The organism is Romboutsia sp. 1001713B170131_170501_G6 (assembly GCF_015668195.1).
Taxonomy (GTDB): Bacteria; Bacillota; Clostridia; order Peptostreptococcales; family Peptostreptococcaceae; genus Romboutsia_C.
On record NZ_JADPFC010000001.1, the window covers coordinates 831,272 to 848,409 of the forward strand.

Genomic DNA, 17,138 nt, shown 5'->3' on the forward strand with positions numbered 1-17,138 from the left:
AAAGAATATGACTAATATTATAAAACTCCTATATATGATAAAATATAAATTATAAAACTTAAAAAATAGAAGGCTAATATACTAAATATAATAATGGTATTTATATAAATAGGAGAAAAATTATGAATAAGACAATAGGGGTACTAGCTCATGTTGATGCAGGTAAAACTACATTTTGCGAACAGATATTGTATCACACAAAAGCAATTAGAAATAGAGGTAGAGTAGATAATAAAGATACATTTTTAGATAACCATAACATAGAAAAGCAAAGGGGTATAACAATATTTTCAGAACAAGGAATGTTTAACTACAACAACTCTAGTTACTATTTAATAGACACTCCAGGGCATATAGACTTTTCACCAGATATGGAAAGATCAATATCTATAATGGATTATGCAGTTATAATAGTAAGTGGAGTAGATAAAATACAATCACATACAAAAACAGTATTTAGACTACTAAAAAAATACAAAGTTCCAACAATATTTTTTGTAAATAAAATGGATAGAGAAGGGGCAGAATTAAACCTAGTAATAAAAGATATACAAAATAGCTTAACTAAAGATGTTATAGATATAACTAATATCGATGTTAACAGTATCTTAAATGAAGAACTTATAGAATTTATTGCTGAAAGAGATGATAATTTATTTGAAAAGTATCTAAATGATGAGTATGATTACAATATTTGGATTGAAAATCTTAAAAATATGATAAAGGAATTAAAGATATATCCCCTATTAAGTGGTTCAGCTATTAATTATATAGGAATAGATAATTTTCTAGAAAAGCTAGATTTTTTAACATATACAAATTACAAATTAGAAGAAAGATTTATAGGCAAAGTATATAAGATAAAACATGATGATAATAAAAATAAGTTAACTTATATAAAAGCACTGCAAGGAAAAATTAAAGTAAAAGATGAAGTTTCATACATTGTCAGTGAAGAAATAATAATGGAAAAGGTAAATAACATAAGAAAATATAACTCTAATAAGTTTGAAGTTGTAAATGAAGCTGCTTGTGGAGAATTATTTGTTGTAAGTGGCCTAAATCATACTGTAGCGGGAGATTTCGTAATGGAATCTAGTTTTGAAAAAGAAGAAATAGAGAAAATATATAGTAGAAAAACTAAATATGAAATGGCTCCAACATTAAAATCAAAGGTTAAATTTGATAGCTCATTAAACATAAAAGAAGTGTTAAATGCTTTTGAAATATTAAATAAAGAAGAGCCTGCATTAAATGTTTTATGGGATGAAAAGCTTAAAGAAATACACATACATGTAATGGGAAAAATTCAATTAGAAATCTTAAAAGAAGTAATAAAAGAAAGATTTAACTTAGATGTAGACTTTGGAAAATGTGAAATACTATACAAAGAAAGTATATTAAAAAGTACTATAGGGTACGGGCACTTTGAGCCACTTGGACATTATGCAGAAGTACATTTGCTAGTAGAACCAAATACTAGAAACTCAGGGATTACTTTTAATAGTAAAGCACATATAGATGATTTAGCCATAGGTCATCAAAATTTAGTTAGAACTCATATATTTGAAAAAGAACATAGAGGAATATTAGGTGGATACCCATTAATTGATTTAAATATAATTTTGCTTACTGGTAGGGCACACAAAAAGCATACTAGTGGTGGTGATTTTAGACAAGCCACTTTAAGAGCTTTAAGACAAGGATTAGAAAAAGTTGAAAATGTATTACTTGAGCCATACTATAAGTTTAAAGTTGAGACAAACTTAGATTATATGGGAAGAGTAATATCTGATATTCAAAAGATGAACGGAGAATTTGAAACGCCAATTATCAATGAAAATTTAGTAACAATAGAAGGGAGAGGACCTGTTGCTACTTTTATGGATTATAGCTTAGAGTTATCTGCTTTTAGTAAGGGAAGTTCAAGTGTTAGTTTCATATTTGATGGATACGATGTGTGTCATAATCCTGACTATGTTTTAGAAAATAGGTCTTATGATAAAAATAGTGATAGTGAATATACATCAAACTCTATATTTTGTTCAAAGGGACAAGGTTATGTTGTAAAGGGAAGTGAGGCTAAGCTGCATATGCATTGCATAAAATAATAAATAAGAGCAAATAACATGTAAGGTTAACTATTATTAAGAAATATATTAGTTTTAAATTAAATATTTTATAATAAAAAAAATTTAATTTAAAATATTAAAAAAGCTAATGAATGATAGTATAATATAAAGAAATACAAAAGATTTAAAGGGAGAATTTATGAAAAATAAGCATATATTAATCGTAGATAATAGCGTAACAAATTTAAAAAGAGCAGAACAAATTTTAAAACCACATTGTAAAATTAGCTTACTTACATCTGGTGCACAGACTTTAAGATTTCTAACGAAAAACAAACCAGATTTAATATTATTAGATATAAATATGACGGATATGAATGGATATGAAATCTTAGAAAAAATAAAATCTAATAAAGATTTGGTTGATATACCAATAATATTTCTAACCTCACAAGTAGATATAGAAAGTGAATTAAAAGGAATTGAAAAAGGAGTTATAGACTTTATTAGAAAGCCATTTGTTCCTCAAATTATGATAAGTCGTATAAAGATGCATCTAGAATTATATGACTATAGGATAGATTTAGAAAAAAAGGTAATAGAAAAAACCAAGATGATAGAACATCTTCAAGATGTTATGATGATATCCATTGCAGAACTTGTTGAGTGTAGAGATGAAAATACTGGGGGTCATGTTAAGAGAACTGCAAAGTATGTAGAAATACTAACTAATGCTTTAGTAGAAAGAAATATATATAGTGATATATTAAGTAAAGATTATGTAAAGGATATGATACGTTCAGCACCACTTCATGATGTAGGTAAAATAGGTATAAATGATAAAACTTTACTTAAAAATGGATCCTTAGATGAAGAAGAATTTGAGTTTATGAAAACTCATAGTAAACTTGGAGGAGAGACTATTCAAAGAATGATAAATCAAACTGATGGAGAAAGTTTTTTATATATAGCTAAGGATATGGCACAATCTCATCATGAAAAGTGGGATGGAACAGGTTATCCAGATGGATTAAAGAAAGAAGAAATACCACTTAGTGCTAGAGTAATGGCAATAGCAGATGTTTATGATGCACTAACAACAAAGAGACCTTATAAAGAAGCTTTTACACATGAAAAAGCAGTTGAAATTATATTAAATGGTAAGGGGATAGCCTTTGATCCTGTTATAACTAAAGTATTTGAAGAAATAAATTCTGAGTTTGAATTAGCAAAACGTGTTCTTTAGGGAAATTTTATGTAATCAATTCTAGTTAAAATTCGCAATTATATAAATTTAATAAATAATATCTAAAATTTTTTTAATATATTTGATTATGATGAAATTTTAAATGGTTAAAAAATATAATAAAAAAGATATAGAACACCTTCTATATCTTTTTTATTATATTAATACTAAAGTCTATCATTAAATTATAGTAATATATAGTTATTTTGGATAAACATAAGATGTAAAATATAGCTTACCTGATGATATGATATATTTTTAAGATATAGTATTTAGTTTACTTTAATTACTACTAAGATTGCAATTAAATTGTTTAATGCGCAATTTTTATAAAAGGTAAAGTAAAATTTTTTGTATAACGCAATATAGAAAAGAAAACACAAATATCAGCATTAGAAATGAACGGTTGTATTTTACGTTTGGCACAAAAAAAGATGTAGAAGGGTATTATCATCAGAACTTTAATCCATTCGATAAAGAAATGAATGGAAAGAAATATAGGGTGTTATATAAATTATAATTTACCTAATTAGAAATATATATTTATATGAATAATTATATATGTACCGCGAATTAAGTTGAGTAATAGTATAAAAACTATTGCTCTATTTTATTGTACAATTTTGGATATTGTTATAAAGGTATCATAAGAACAGTTATAATGATTTAGAAATATATTTAACTTGTTTACTAAAAAATAAAATGTATTTTATGACAGGATTTAATAAATATAAGTAGAAATATATAACTAAATAATACAAATTATAAATTAGGAATAATAATTTAAGGAGGTATTTAATGGAGAAGTTTTTTGAACTAGAAGAGTATGCTCAAATTGAAGTTCTCCAAAATATCCAAGATAGCTTTGCAAATTCACTTGGTATGGGAGCAGTTATAGTAGACTACAAAGGTGAGCCTATAACGAAAGAAAGTAATTTCACTAAGTTTTGTACATATATAAGAAATAATGAGGAATTAAAAGGAAAGTGTTATAAATGTGATGCATATGGAGGGGTACAATCAGCTATTACAAAAAAACCACATATATACAAGTGTCATGCAGGATTAGTAGACTTTGCTATACCTATAATGGCAAACAATACATATATAGGAGCAATATTAGGAGGTCAAGTAAGATTAAAAGAAGATTTAAAAGAAGAAAACAATGTTTTAGATGATAAATATAATGAAGAATTATCTAAATATTATAAAGATATAAACATAAAGACTTATGAAGAAGTGAAATATGCAGCAGATCTTATGTACCAAATATCAAATTATATTATAAATAAAGATATAGTTAAAATAAATTCTGATTTTAATAACAATAAAGTCAAAATAGATAGAGCTACAAATATTGAATTAATAAAAGAATATAATTTAGATAATGAACAATACTCTGAAGAAATATACAAAGCAATAAACTATATTCATTCAAACATCAAAAAGAACATTACACTAGAGGAGGTAGCAAGTTATATAAATCTAAGTCCAAATTATCTGAGTAAGACTTTTAAAAAAGAGATTGGTATAAACTTTATAACCTATATAACAAATAAAAAAATAGAATTAGCAAAAGAAATGTTAAAAGATACAGATATACCTATTCTAAATATATCTATAGATTTATCTTTCAATAAACCTAACTATTTTAGCAAAGTTTTTAAAAAAATAGTAGGTTTAACGCCGAGTGAGTATAGGTGCACATTACAGAATAAGTAAATAGATGCTTAAAGGAGGAATTTTTTGAGTGCATTAAAAAAAGAATCAATAAAAGATCTTCTAAGTAAAGATTATTTAATGGAAATACTACCTGGCTTACGAGATATAAAGTTAGAAAATATAAAAACAAATGGTTTATCAGGAGCTAAAATATATAAAGTTACATTATTTTCTAGTGAGTATGATAAAAGTTTATATTTAAAAATAAACAATTTAAAAGAAGATTGGCTAGCAAAAGTAAATAAAGATGAAGGAAGAGAATTATCTATATTTAAGGATGATATATATTCAAAATTAGAAGAATTTATAAATGACATTTACTTAGGTTATTACGTAGGGAATAATAGTTATGCAATACTTATGAATGATATGTCTGCATATAAAAAAACAAATAACTCAGAGGAAGAGTGTCTTTACTATTTAGATAACCTAGCTAAATTCCACTCTAAATTTAAAGAACATGACGTAATAAATTACAAGGAATTATTAAGTGTTGATGAATATTGTAATTTTTTAACAAAGACTAAAGTAAGTGAAGTTGAGGAATTTAAAGAAAGTTATAAAAAGGGAATAATAATATTAAAAGATATTTTAGAGGAAAATTTATTTAATAAGTATAATGAAATAAAGGAAATAGACAGCCTGTTTTCTTATTATCCTAAAACCTTTTTACATGGAGATTATAGACCAGATAATACACTTTATATAAATCAAAATGATATAAGAATTATAGACTGGGCTAATAGTGGATGTGGACCTTGTACATTAGATGTATTTTGGTATCTTATGACATCTGTAAGTGTTAGATTCGATAAAACAATACTACTAAACCATTATAAAATGAGCTTAGAAAAGTATATTGGCTATAAATTAACTCAAAAAACTTGGGATACTTTATTAAAAGTTGGAATTTTAGCTTCATGCAAGATGTATTTAGTAGCACTAGTAGCTAATTCAACTTTAGAGGATAAATATGAGTATGCAGATATATATTATTGGGTAGAGAATCTAAAAAATGTATTGATAGACTTATAGATATAGTGCGTAAATAATTTTAGATAGGTAATTAAAAAAATTAAATAAAAGAGTAATAGTAGGAGCAAAAGCTTAAGACGATATTGCAAATAAAGTTATAAAAAACACAAGAAGTATAAATAAGAAAAAGTGGGGAATAAATGTGATAAAAGGTTTGTTTGTTAAAATAATAGGACTTACAACTATATGTGGTTTGCTTATTACAGGATGCACTAGCACAATAGAAAACAAAGAAAGCTTAAAAAATACATACTTTGAAGTTGTAAAAAGTGAACGAAATAGTAATGAAATAAAAGCTGTGGATCTAGAAGAAAAACTAAAGGATAAAAAAGTAGATATTTCAGATGGAATTGTATATTTAACTGGTGAAAATGGAGAACAAAAAGATTATTCAACTAAAATTTATACATTTAAAGAAGATAATAAATCTCTTAGTGTTTCTTATTTAGATAATGATAAAAAAGAAAATTTAAAAGATATAAAATTTGCTTCATATATTATAACCAAGGAAGAGAAAGAAGAAACTTATGCAGAAATTTATTATCAAGATATATCAGAAGCAAATGGAATATTTAGTTTTCAAATGTATCCAGAAAGCGTACAAGAACAAAAAAAATTAGTAAACTTGCTAAACAATAATAAAAGTAGTTTGTATGAAGCGTATTACAAAATAGCACAAAGTATAGAAGATGATAGTTCTTTAGAGTTAGGGAATATAGATCAGATAATAGATGATAAGTTAAAAAAAATAAATGGATTTGTTAACAATGACAATGAAAATTTAGTATCTTATTCTTTAAATAAAGATGGTTTAAATTTAAATTTAGTATTTGACGAAAAGACAAATAAGGCTGAAAGTGTAATAGTTGAAGACATTGAATCTAATAATATATCTTTAAGTTATTATAAAAATATGGAATATGGTATACAACTTTATAAGGGGAATAAAGATTTGAAAGAACAAGAAGAAATGGTAGATAAATTATTAGAATATGAAAAATAGTAAGGGTGATTCCTTACTATTTTTTTATATGAATATTAAATTAAAAATGTAAAGAAAAATATGGTGCAAAAAATTATCCTATTAAGATAAAATTTATCATAAAAATATTTAAAAAGTCTTAAAATTTACACTATTTAGATAAAATATTTCCATAAAAGTATACTAGAATTTAAATAAGAAGAAAAATAATTTTTGGAGGTACTCCCATTATGCAAAAAGAAGCTTTAGGAATGGTTGAAACAAAAGGACTAGTAGGGGCAATAGAAGCTGCTGATGCTATGGTAAAATCAGCAAATGTACAACTAGTAGGATATGAAAAAATAGGTTCAGGATTAGTAACAGTAATGGTAAGAGGAGATGTAGGAGCTGTTAAAGCATCTGTAGATGCAGGAGCAGTAGCAGCAGAGAAAGTTGGAGAAGTTGTATCAGTTCATGTAATACCAAGACCACATACAGATGTTGAAAAGATATTACCAAGTAACAACTAATATTAGATAAAAATTTAGGTTAAGGGGGAAATTTTATGAAAGAAGATTTAATGTCAAAGATAATGGATGAAGTAATGAAAAAAATGGGAGAAACTGAAATATCAGAAGTTAAGGAAGAAGCAGCAAAAGAAGTTAAATGTGAAGAAGCTAAGAGCTGTAGTTTAACAGAATTTGTAGGAACTGCAATAGGAAATACTATAGGTCTTGTTATAGCTAATGTAGATTATAACTTACACGAGTTAATGAATATAGATAAAAAATATAGATCAATAGGTATAGTTGGAGGAAGAACTGGGGCTGGCCCTCATATATTTGCAGCAGACGAAGCTGTAAAGGCAACTAATAGTGAAATATTATTAATAGAACTTCCTAGAGACACAGAAGGAGGAGCAGGACACGGTTCTTTAATAATATTTGGTGCAGAAGATGTATCAGATGCTAGAAGAGCTGTTGAAGTTACATTAAATGAATTAGAAAGAACTTTTGGAGATGTTTATGGAAGTAGTGCAGGACACTTAGAATTCCAATACACAGCAAGAGCGAGTTATGCACTTAACAAAGCATTTGGAGCACCTATTGGAAAATCTTTTGGAATAACTGTTGGAGCACCAGCAGCTATTGGAGTATTACTTGCAGATACTGCTGTAAAAGCTGCTAATGTTGATGTTGTAGGATATTCAACTCCAGGAAATGGTGGAACTAGTTATTCAAACGAAGTAATTCTTACATTCTCAGGAGATTCAGGAGCTGTTAGACAGTCTATAATAGCAGCAAGAGAAGTAGGAAAGCAATTATTATCAACTTTAAGCACTGAAGAATTAAAGTCATCAACAATACCATACATATAAGATTTTAAAATAAGGGGAGTGAATATATTGAAATCTAAACGTTTCGAAGTTCTAAGAAATAGACCAGTAAACCAAGATGGTTTCGTAAAGGAGTGGCCAGAAGTTGGTCTTATAGCAATGGATGGGCCAAATGACCCAACACCTAGTATAAAAATAGAAAATAAAATAGTAACAGAGTTAGATGGAAAGAAAAGAGAAGACTTTGATATGCTAGACTTTTTTATAGCAGATCATGCTATAAATTTAGAAAAGGCAGAAGAAGTTTTAAATATAGATTCATTAGAATTAGCTAGAATGCTTGTTGATATAAATGTTGGAAGAGAAGAAATAGTAAAACTTACAACTGCTATGACTCCTGCTAAAATAGTCGAAGTTGTAAGCCAAATGAATGTACTTGAAATGATGATGTCAATGACAAAGATGAGAGCAAGAAAAATGCCTTCAAATCAATGTCATGTTACTAATTTAAAAGACCACCCAGTTCAAATTGCAGCAGATGCAGCAGAAGCAGCTTTAAGAGGATTTGATGAACAGGAAACTACAGTAGGTATTGCAAGATATGCTCCATTTAATGCATTAGCTTTATTAGTTGGTGCACAAGTAGGTCGTCCTGGTATACTTACTCAATGTGCTGTTGAAGAAGCAACAGAATTAAAATTAGGTATGAGGGGATTAACAGGATATGCTGAAACTGTATCTGTATATGGAACAGAGTCTGTATTTATGGATGGTGATGATACTCCTTGGTCTAAAGGTTTCCTAGCATCTTCATATGCATCAAGAGGTCTTAAAATGAGATTTACATCAGGAACAGGTTCTGAAGTTCAAATGGGATATGCAGAAGGAAAGTCAATGTTATATCTTGAAGCTAGATGCCTATTCTTAACTAAAGGTTGTGGAGTTCAAGGAATACAAAATGGTTCAGTAAGTTGTGTTGGAGTACCAGCAGGAGTACCTAGTGGAGTTAGAGCTATACTTGCAGAAAACTTAATAGCTGCAATGTTAGATCTTGAATGTGCATCTAGTAATGACCAAACATTTACACATTCTGATTTAAGAAGAGTTGCAAGAAGTTTAATGCAAATGGTACCAGGAACAGATTTTATATGTTCAGGATATAGTGCGACTCCAAACTATGATAATATGTTTGCAGGTTCTAACTGGGATGCAGAAGACTATGATGACTGGAATATAATCCAAAGAGATTTAAAAATAGATGGTGGACTAAAGCCTGTTAGTGAAGATGAAGTTGTTAAAGTTAGAAATAAGGCAGCTAGAGTTATACAAGTATTATTTAAAGAATTAAATCTTCCAGAAGTTACAGAAGAAGAAGTAACTGCTGCAACTTATGCAAATGGAAGTAAGGATATGCCAAATAGAAATGTAGTTGAAGATTTAAAAGCTACTGAAGAAATGATGAACAAAGAAGTAACAGGAGTAGATGTAGTTAAAGCACTTTATAAAGGTGGATTTGAAGATGTAGCAGATAGTGTATTTAATATGTTAAAGCAAAGAATAGCAGGAGACTATTTACATACAGCAGCGATACTTGATAAGAATTTTAAAGTAAAAAGTGCTGTAAATTATCCAAATGATTATAGAGGTCCAAAAACTGGATATCAAATAAGTGATGAAAGATGGGAACAAATTAAAAATATTGAAAATGCAGTAAGTCCAGAAGATTTCTAAAAATAGAAAAAGAGGTGAAAATTGTGTCTATAGATGAGAAGTTATTAAAAAGTGTAATAGAAGAAGTATTAAAAGAAATGGTGGAAAATGATAATGTAGAGTGCAATAGCAAAAAAGAAGAAAAGAAAGAAAATATAGTATTTGATGATAATAAAAAATTAGAACTAGTAGAAGCAGGAGATTTGAAAAAAGGTACTAGAAGTGATGAAGTAGTTATAGGTTTAGCACCAGCATTTTTTAACCATCAAACTAAAACTATAGTTGGTATAGAACACGATAAAGTATTAAAAGAAGTTATAGCAGGTATTGAAGAAGAAGGCTTAACTTATAGAATAGCAAAAATTTATAGAACGTCTGATGTTTCTTTTATAGCACATGATGCAGCAAATTTAAGTGGTTCAGGAATAGGAATAGGGATACAGTCAAAAGGTACGACAATAATACACCAAAAGGATTTATTTCCTTTAAGTAACTTAGAATTATTCCCACAAGCTCCACTTATAGATTTAGAAACATTTAGACAAATAGGTAAAAATGCAGCTAAATATGCTAAAAATGAATCGCCAACTCCAGTACCAGTAAAAAATGACCAAATGGCAAGACCAAAATACCAAGCAATTGCAGCGCTTTTACATATAAAAGAAACAGAATATGTTGATAGAAACAAAAAACCTCAAGAATTTAAGATAACATTTAAATAAACAAGGAGGGTAATGATGAACCAAGATTTATTAATAAAACAAATTGTAGAGGAAGTACTAAAAAATATGAACTCTACTAATATAAATGAAGTTTCAGATATTGTTAAAGATGTTTTAAAAAGTGATAAAGTTACAAGTGCTAATTATCCATTAGGAGAGAAAATGCCAGAAAAAATAAAATCACAGTCTGGAATAAAATTATCAGATGTAACTTTAGACAAGGTGATAAAAGGTGAAATTGGATCTAAAGATATAAGAATATCTAAAGAAACTCTAGAACTACAAGCACAAGTAGCCGAATCTGTTGGAAGAAATGCATTTGCTCAAAATCTAAGAAAAGCAGCAGAACTTATAGCGGTTCCAGATGATAGAATTCTTGAAATATACGATGCACTAAGACCATATAGATCAACTAAGCAAGAGTTATATGATATAGCAGATGAACTAAAAAATAAATATGGATGCACTATAAATTCAGAGTTTGTTATAGAAGCTGCAAATGTTTATGAACAAAGAGGAAGATTAAAAGTAGTGGATTAAAAGTAGTTTGGAGGGTATTAAATGAAGATAGTAGCTGGTGTAGATATAGGTAATGCTACTACTGAAGTGGCCTTAGCAAAAATAGATGAAAATAACATTGAATTTTTATCAAGTTCTATAGTTAAAACAACGGGAATCAAAGGAACTATGAAAAATATCAATGGAGTATTTAAATCTTTAAAAGATTCTTTAGATAAGGCTAATCTAAAAATTGAAAATTTAGATGAAATTAGAGTAAATGAAGCTGCTCCAGTAATAGGAGACGTAGCTATGGAAACTATAACAGAAACCATAATAACAGAGTCTACAATGATAGGCCACAACCCTTTAACACCAGGTGGCGTAGGAGTCGGTGTTGGTGAAACAGTAAAAATTGATAAACTAGAAAGTGTAGATAAGAATAAAGATGTAATAATTGTTATACCTAAAGAATTTGACTTTGAAGTTTCATCTAAATTAATAAATTTATACTCAGATAAATTAAATATAAACGGAGCTATAGTAAAAAAAGATGATGGAGTATTAATTAATAATAGATTGAAAAAGAAAATTCCTATAGTAGATGAGGTTAGTTTAGTTGAAAAAGTTCCTCTAAATATGAAGTGTGCCATAGAAGTTGCACCAATTGGAGGTGTTGTTGAAGTCTTATCTAATCCATATGGAATAGCGACATTGTTTAATCTAACTTCAGAAGAAACTAAACATGTTGTTCCAATAGCTAGGGCATTAATTGGAAACAGATCAGCAGTTGTTATAAAAACGCCTAAGGGAGATGTTAAAGAAAGAAAAATACCTGCTGGAAATATTGAGATAGTTGGATTAAATAAAAAAGCTTTTGTTGGCATTGATGAAGGTGCTAAAAAAATTATGAATGCTATAAAAAGCGTAAATATTGTTTGTGATGTTAAAGGAGAACCTGGAACCAATGTAGGTGGAATGCTTGAAAAAGTAAGACATGTTATGTCTAATTTAACAAATCAACACCCAAAAAACATTAAAATACAAGACATATTATCAGTAGATACATTTGTTCCTCAGATTGTAAAAGGTGGTATTGCTAATGAGTTCTCATTAGAAAATGCAGTAGGAATAGCAGCTATGGTAAAAGCTGATAAACTCCAAATGCAAAAAATAGCAGATGAATTAACAAAAAGTCTAGGAATAAATGTAAATGTAGGTGGAGTAGAAGCTGATATGGCAATTCGTGGAGCATTAACTACTCCAGGAAGTAATAAACCACTTGCCATATTAGATATGGGGGCAGGTTCTACTGATGCTTCTATAATTACAAAAGATAATGAAATAAAATCAATACACTTAGCAGGTGCTGGAAATATGGTGACTATGCTTATAAAATCAGAACTAGGAATAGATGATTTTGAATTAGCAGAAGACATAAAAAAGTACCCATTAGCTAAGGTAGAGAGTCTTTTCAATATAAGGCATGAAAGTGGGGCTGTAGAATTTTTTAGTAAATCATTAGATCCTAAATTATTTGCTAAGGTTGTAATATTAAAACCAGAAGGTATGATTCCTATTGAAATAGATGAATCATTAGAGAAAATAAAATTAATTAGAAAAAGTGCTAAAGAAAGGGTATTTGTTACAAATGCTATAAGAGCACTAGAAAAGGTAAGTCCAACAAATAACGTAAGAGATATAGCATTTGTTGTTTTAGTTGGAGGAAGTGCACTTGATTTTGAAATTCCTCAATTAGTTACAAATGCACTATCTCAGTATAATGTAGTTGCTGGAAGAGCAAATATAAGAGGTGTAGAAGGACCTAGAAATGCAGTTGCAACAGGACTTGTTCTACATTTAAAAGAAGAATAGGTGAGTTTTATGGCTAATAATATAAGTGTTACGAAAAAGCCAAGTATAAAAATATATTATAATAAAAAGCAAATAGATGAGTTGAAATTTAGAGAAATTATGCTTGGCATAGAAGAAGAGAATGTACCTTATGAAGTTTTAGGAATTTGTGAAGGGGATTTTATAAACTTAGGATACAATGCTTGTAATGACTCTATATTAGGAGTGGGAATTGGGATAAATAAAGATTTTATAATACTTCACTATAATAAACTAGAAAAAGATAGCCCTCTTTTTACTATAAAAACATCATCTGAAAAATCTATAATGAGAACACTAGGTCAAAATGCAGCTAGATTAGTCATAAAAAAGTATTTCAAAGAATTTTAAAATATTTATAGTATCATATAGGTTATCTAGTAATTGGATAGAGTTTTATATGTACTATAATATTATTTAAACATTATATTAGGGGGAGGGTAAAATGTCTCAATTAGCTATTGGAATTATAGAGACAATTGGCCTTGCAGCTTGTATAGAAGCAGCAGATGTATGTGTAAAATCTGCAAATGTTAATTTAATCGGATATGAGCTCTCAAAAGGTGGAGGTATGGCAACATTAAAAATAGAAGGAAATGTAGGAGCTGTTAAGGCAGCTGTAGAAGCTTCTGTTGTTGCTGCTAATAAGATAAGTAAGGTATTTTCTTATAAAATTATACCTAGACCAAGTAAAGAAATAGATATCTTAATTAAGAATAAAGAAACTGTAGGATATAAAGAGATACAAATAAATAATGGATATAAGGAAAATGAAGATTTATACAATGAAGATGATAAAGAATTAGTTAAAGATATAGTTGAAAATGTAAAAGTAGTTAATTTAGAAGATGATTTAAATTATATAAAAAGTGAAGAATTAGAAAATACCATAAAAGAAAATAACTTAGATAATAAAGAACATTATACTTGCAACTTATGTAAAGACCCAGAGTGCAAAAGACAAAAAGGAGAATTAAAAAATGGTTGCATTCATTACAATGAATTAAATGATTTTAAGGAGGAATAGAAAATGGGAGAGGCATTAGGATTAATAGAAACTAAAGGATTAGTAGGTGCAATAGAGGCAGCAGATGCAATGACTAAATCTGCAAATGTTGAGTTAGTAGGATATGAAAAGATAGGATCAGGATTAGTTACAGTTATGGTTAGAGGAGATGTAGGAGCTGTTAAAGCATCAGTAGATGCAGGGGCAGTAGCAGCTGAGAAAGTTGGGGAATTAGTATCTAAGCATGTAATACCAAGACCACATACTGATGTTGAAAAGATATTACCAAAATCTGAATAATATATAAATAGGTGATTAAAATGGATTTTAACAATAATGAATTAGTAGAAAAAATAACTAAAATAATAATACAAAAACTACAAGAAGAAAAAGAAGTTTTAATCCCTATAGGTATCTCAAATAGACATATACATTTATGTGAGGAAGATTTTAAAATACTATTTGGCAAAGACAAATCACTAAGTAAACTTAAAGACTTAAAACAACCAGGTCAGTATGCCGCAAATGAATGTGTAACTATAAAAGGCCCTAAAGGAGAATTAAAAAAAGTTCGAATTTTAGGGCCTTTAAGAAATGAAACACAAATTGAAATTTCTGTATCAGATGGCTTTAAATTAGGGGTAAACCCACCTATAAAAGAATCAGGAAATTTAAAAGATACTCCAGGTATTGAAATTATAGGACCTAAAGGTAAGGTTACCAAAGAAAAAGGTGTAATTTGTGCATTAAGACATATACACATGTCGCCAAGTGATGCTAAAAAAATGAATGTATGTGATAAAGATATAGTAAATGTTGAGATAGATGGGATTAGGAAAGCTATCCTAGGAAACGTATTAGTTAGAGTAAGTGAAAATTTTAAACTAGAAATGCATTTAGATATGGATGAAGCTAATTCGTGCTTAATAAAAAATAATGACTTAGTTAAAATTGTAGAAAATAGGTGAGAATGTGAATCTAAATGACTGCAATAATAAGGTAAAAGAGTTTTCAAGACTTATAAAAGAAAAAAAGTGTAATAAATACAAAGGAAAATTAAAAGTTGGAGTAGACTTAGGGACTGCAAATATTGTTTTATCTGTTGTAGATGAAAATAATAACCCTATAGCTGGAGCTATGAAGTCTTCATCTGTAGTTAAAGATGGAATAGTTGTAGATTATATAGGTGCAACTAGTATACTTAGAAAATTAAAAGCAGAGGTAGAACAAATTATAGGATGTGAACTAACTTATGCTTCAACTGCAATACCACCAGGAATTACTGAGGGAAATACTAAAGTTATATGTAATGTAGTAGAATCTTGTGATATGGAAGTTTTAAATGTAATAGATGAACCTAGTGCAGCAGCTACATTACTTAAAATAAATGATGGAGCGGTAGTTGATGTGGGTGGAGGAACTACAGGTATAAGTATAATAAAAAATGGCGAAGTGGTATTTACTGCCGATGAACCAACAGGTGGAACTCATATGACATTAGTTCTTGCAGGATTTAATAAAATATCTTTTGAAGAAGCAGAAATTATAAAAAAAGACAAAAAGTATGAAAAAGATACGTTTATAATAGTAAAGCCTGTCATTGAAAAGATGGCATATATAGTTAAAAAATATATAAAAGATTATGATGTAGACACTATTTATGTTGTTGGTGGTGCTTGTTGTTTTAGTGAATTTGAGAAAGTATTTAAAAAAGAAATTAAAATAGAAACAGTAAAGCCACTAGAACCACTTCTTGTAACACCTCTTGGAATAGCAATGAACTGTGGTGTATAGAAGGTGATAAATTGGATTTTAAAAATCTTGAAAATATAATTAATGAAAGAGTTGAAAAAGTATTTATAGATTATATAGTAGAAAAAGTATTTGAAAAGCTAGATAACTACAATAAAAAATTGTTAGTAGTATTTACTGGTGCTAGTATTGGATTTGAGGAGGCATTTAAATGTATTAAAAAACTTCAAGGTAATGGATTTAAATTAACAATAGTATTATCAAATGGAGCTTTAAATGTATTTAATGAAGATTTAATAAAAGAATTTTTCAAAGTAGAAAAAGTTATAAAAGAATATGATAATGAAAATATAATAAACCTAGTAAAAGAAAATACTATTATAATAATACCCACATTAACAGTTAACACCTGCAGTAAAATTGCAAATGGAATAAGTGACAATATAGCTACTAATATAATAAGCTACTCTTTAATTAGTGGTAAAAAAGTAATAGCAAGTATCAATGGATGCTGTCCAGACAACAAAGAAAGAATATCTGTATTTAAAGATAATATGAGTAATTCATATAAAGATTTACTTAGAAACAATATAAAAAAATTAAAAGATTATAATATTATATTAACTACATCAGTAAATTTAGAAAAAAAAGTTATAAAAGTATATAAAGATAATTTTAGTTTAAACATTAATAACAAAGATAATGATGAAAGTGATTATATATGTAATAAACAAAATATAGAATGTAATGAAATAGCCTTAAATAAGAAAATAATAAGTAAAATAGACATATATAGTTTAAAAAATTATAAAGTAATAAAAATTAATAAAGACTCTATAATCACTCCATCAGCTAAAGATGAAGCATTAAAATACAATATAAATATATTAAAAATATAAAGCTAGGTGAAAAATATGTATCTAGGAACTGTAGTAGGAACAGTAGTATCAACTACTAAAAATGAAGGATTAATAGGAACAAAACTTCTACTTGTAAAACAATTAAATGAAAAATTAGAAGTAGTTGGAAGTACACATGTTGTAGTAGACTCAGTAGGTTCTGGAGTCGGAGAAACTGTAATTGTTGCAACGGGAAGCTCTGCAAGAAAGATATTTTCATCTGATTCTCCTATAGACTGTGCAATAGTTGGAATAGTAGATAGTATAGAAGTTAACAATTAGGTGG

Annotated in this window: 18 protein-coding genes; all 18 read left to right on the top strand. The window is 28.0% G+C overall.

Annotated features, from left to right (window positions below):
* Positions 1–122: 122 nt before the first annotated feature.
* The 18 genes from I4U89_RS04100 (at position 123) to I4U89_RS04185 (ending at position 17,134) form a co-directional block, all read left to right on the top strand.
* Positions 123–2,111 carry an elongation factor G gene (locus I4U89_RS04100; protein ID WP_195938590.1) on the top strand — a complete coding sequence of 663 codons (1,989 nt, stop codon included), beginning with the start codon at positions 123–125 and terminating at the stop codon, positions 2,109–2,111.
* 160 nt (positions 2,112–2,271) lie between these two features.
* Positions 2,272–3,318 (top strand): HD domain-containing phosphohydrolase, encoded by a 1,047-nt coding sequence (locus I4U89_RS04105; RefSeq protein WP_195938592.1) that lies wholly within the window; start codon positions 2,272–2,274, stop codon positions 3,316–3,318.
* A 798-nt stretch (positions 3,319–4,116) separates the two neighbouring features.
* Positions 4,117–5,040 carry a PocR ligand-binding domain-containing protein gene (locus I4U89_RS04110; RefSeq protein WP_195938594.1) on the top strand — a complete coding sequence of 308 codons (924 nt, stop codon included), beginning with the start codon at positions 4,117–4,119 and terminating at the stop codon, positions 5,038–5,040.
* Between the two features lie 24 nt (positions 5,041–5,064).
* A complete protein-coding gene (locus I4U89_RS04115; protein ID WP_195938595.1) occupies positions 5,065–6,075 on the top strand; it encodes a phosphotransferase in 1,011 nt (336 codons plus the stop codon).
* Positions 6,076–6,217: 142 nt separating this feature from the next.
* Positions 6,218–7,078, top strand: coding sequence for a hypothetical protein (locus I4U89_RS04120; RefSeq protein WP_195938596.1), 861 nt, complete (start codon positions 6,218–6,220; stop codon positions 7,076–7,078).
* Between the two features lie 209 nt (positions 7,079–7,287).
* Positions 7,288–7,566 (top strand): propanediol utilization microcompartment protein PduA, encoded by a 279-nt coding sequence (pduA, locus tag I4U89_RS04125; RefSeq protein ID WP_092926003.1) that lies wholly within the window; start codon positions 7,288–7,290, stop codon positions 7,564–7,566.
* Between the two features lie 35 nt (positions 7,567–7,601).
* Complete coding sequence (gene pduB, locus I4U89_RS04130; RefSeq protein WP_195938597.1) at positions 7,602–8,414, top strand: propanediol utilization microcompartment protein PduB; 813 nt, start codon at positions 7,602–7,604, stop codon at positions 8,412–8,414.
* A gap of 27 nt (positions 8,415–8,441) precedes the next feature.
* The gene (locus I4U89_RS04135; RefSeq protein WP_195938598.1) at positions 8,442–10,103 is read left to right on the top strand and encodes a propanediol/glycerol family dehydratase large subunit; all 1,662 of its coding nucleotides are present in this window, start codon (positions 8,442–8,444) and stop codon (positions 10,101–10,103) included.
* A gap of 23 nt (positions 10,104–10,126) precedes the next feature.
* Complete coding sequence (locus I4U89_RS04140) at positions 10,127–10,804, top strand: propanediol/glycerol family dehydratase medium subunit (RefSeq protein ID WP_195938599.1); 678 nt, start codon at positions 10,127–10,129, stop codon at positions 10,802–10,804.
* A 15-nt stretch (positions 10,805–10,819) separates the two neighbouring features.
* Positions 10,820–11,344, top strand: coding sequence for a diol dehydratase small subunit (locus I4U89_RS04145; protein ID WP_195938601.1), 525 nt, complete (start codon positions 10,820–10,822; stop codon positions 11,342–11,344).
* 21 nt (positions 11,345–11,365) lie between these two features.
* On the top strand, positions 11,366–13,177 hold the full coding sequence (locus I4U89_RS04150) for a diol dehydratase reactivase subunit alpha (RefSeq protein ID WP_195938603.1): 1,812 nt from the start codon (positions 11,366–11,368) through the stop codon (positions 13,175–13,177).
* A gap of 9 nt (positions 13,178–13,186) precedes the next feature.
* Complete coding sequence (locus I4U89_RS04155; RefSeq protein WP_195938605.1) at positions 13,187–13,546, top strand: glycerol dehydratase reactivase beta/small subunit family protein; 360 nt, start codon at positions 13,187–13,189, stop codon at positions 13,544–13,546.
* A 94-nt stretch (positions 13,547–13,640) separates the two neighbouring features.
* Positions 13,641–14,222: a BMC domain-containing protein gene (locus I4U89_RS15800; protein WP_195938607.1), complete on the top strand. Its 582-nt coding sequence runs from the start codon at positions 13,641–13,643 to the stop codon at positions 14,220–14,222.
* Positions 14,223–14,225: 3 nt separating this feature from the next.
* Complete coding sequence (gene pduA, locus I4U89_RS04165; RefSeq protein ID WP_092925987.1) at positions 14,226–14,501, top strand: propanediol utilization microcompartment protein PduA; 276 nt, start codon at positions 14,226–14,228, stop codon at positions 14,499–14,501.
* Positions 14,502–14,521: 20 nt separating this feature from the next.
* On the top strand, positions 14,522–15,169 hold the full coding sequence (locus I4U89_RS04170) for a phosphate propanoyltransferase (RefSeq protein WP_195938609.1): 648 nt from the start codon (positions 14,522–14,524) through the stop codon (positions 15,167–15,169).
* A 4-nt stretch (positions 15,170–15,173) separates the two neighbouring features.
* Positions 15,174–15,995, top strand: coding sequence for an ethanolamine utilization protein EutJ (gene eutJ / locus I4U89_RS04175; protein ID WP_195938611.1), 822 nt, complete (start codon positions 15,174–15,176; stop codon positions 15,993–15,995).
* 11 nt (positions 15,996–16,006) lie between these two features.
* Positions 16,007–16,852 carry a flavoprotein gene (locus tag I4U89_RS04180; protein ID WP_195938613.1) on the top strand — a complete coding sequence of 282 codons (846 nt, stop codon included), beginning with the start codon at positions 16,007–16,009 and terminating at the stop codon, positions 16,850–16,852.
* A gap of 15 nt (positions 16,853–16,867) precedes the next feature.
* Entirely contained in the window at positions 16,868–17,134 is a 267-nt protein-coding gene (locus tag I4U89_RS04185) for a EutN/CcmL family microcompartment protein (RefSeq protein WP_195938615.1), read from the top strand.
* Positions 17,135–17,138: the final 4 nt, after the last annotated feature.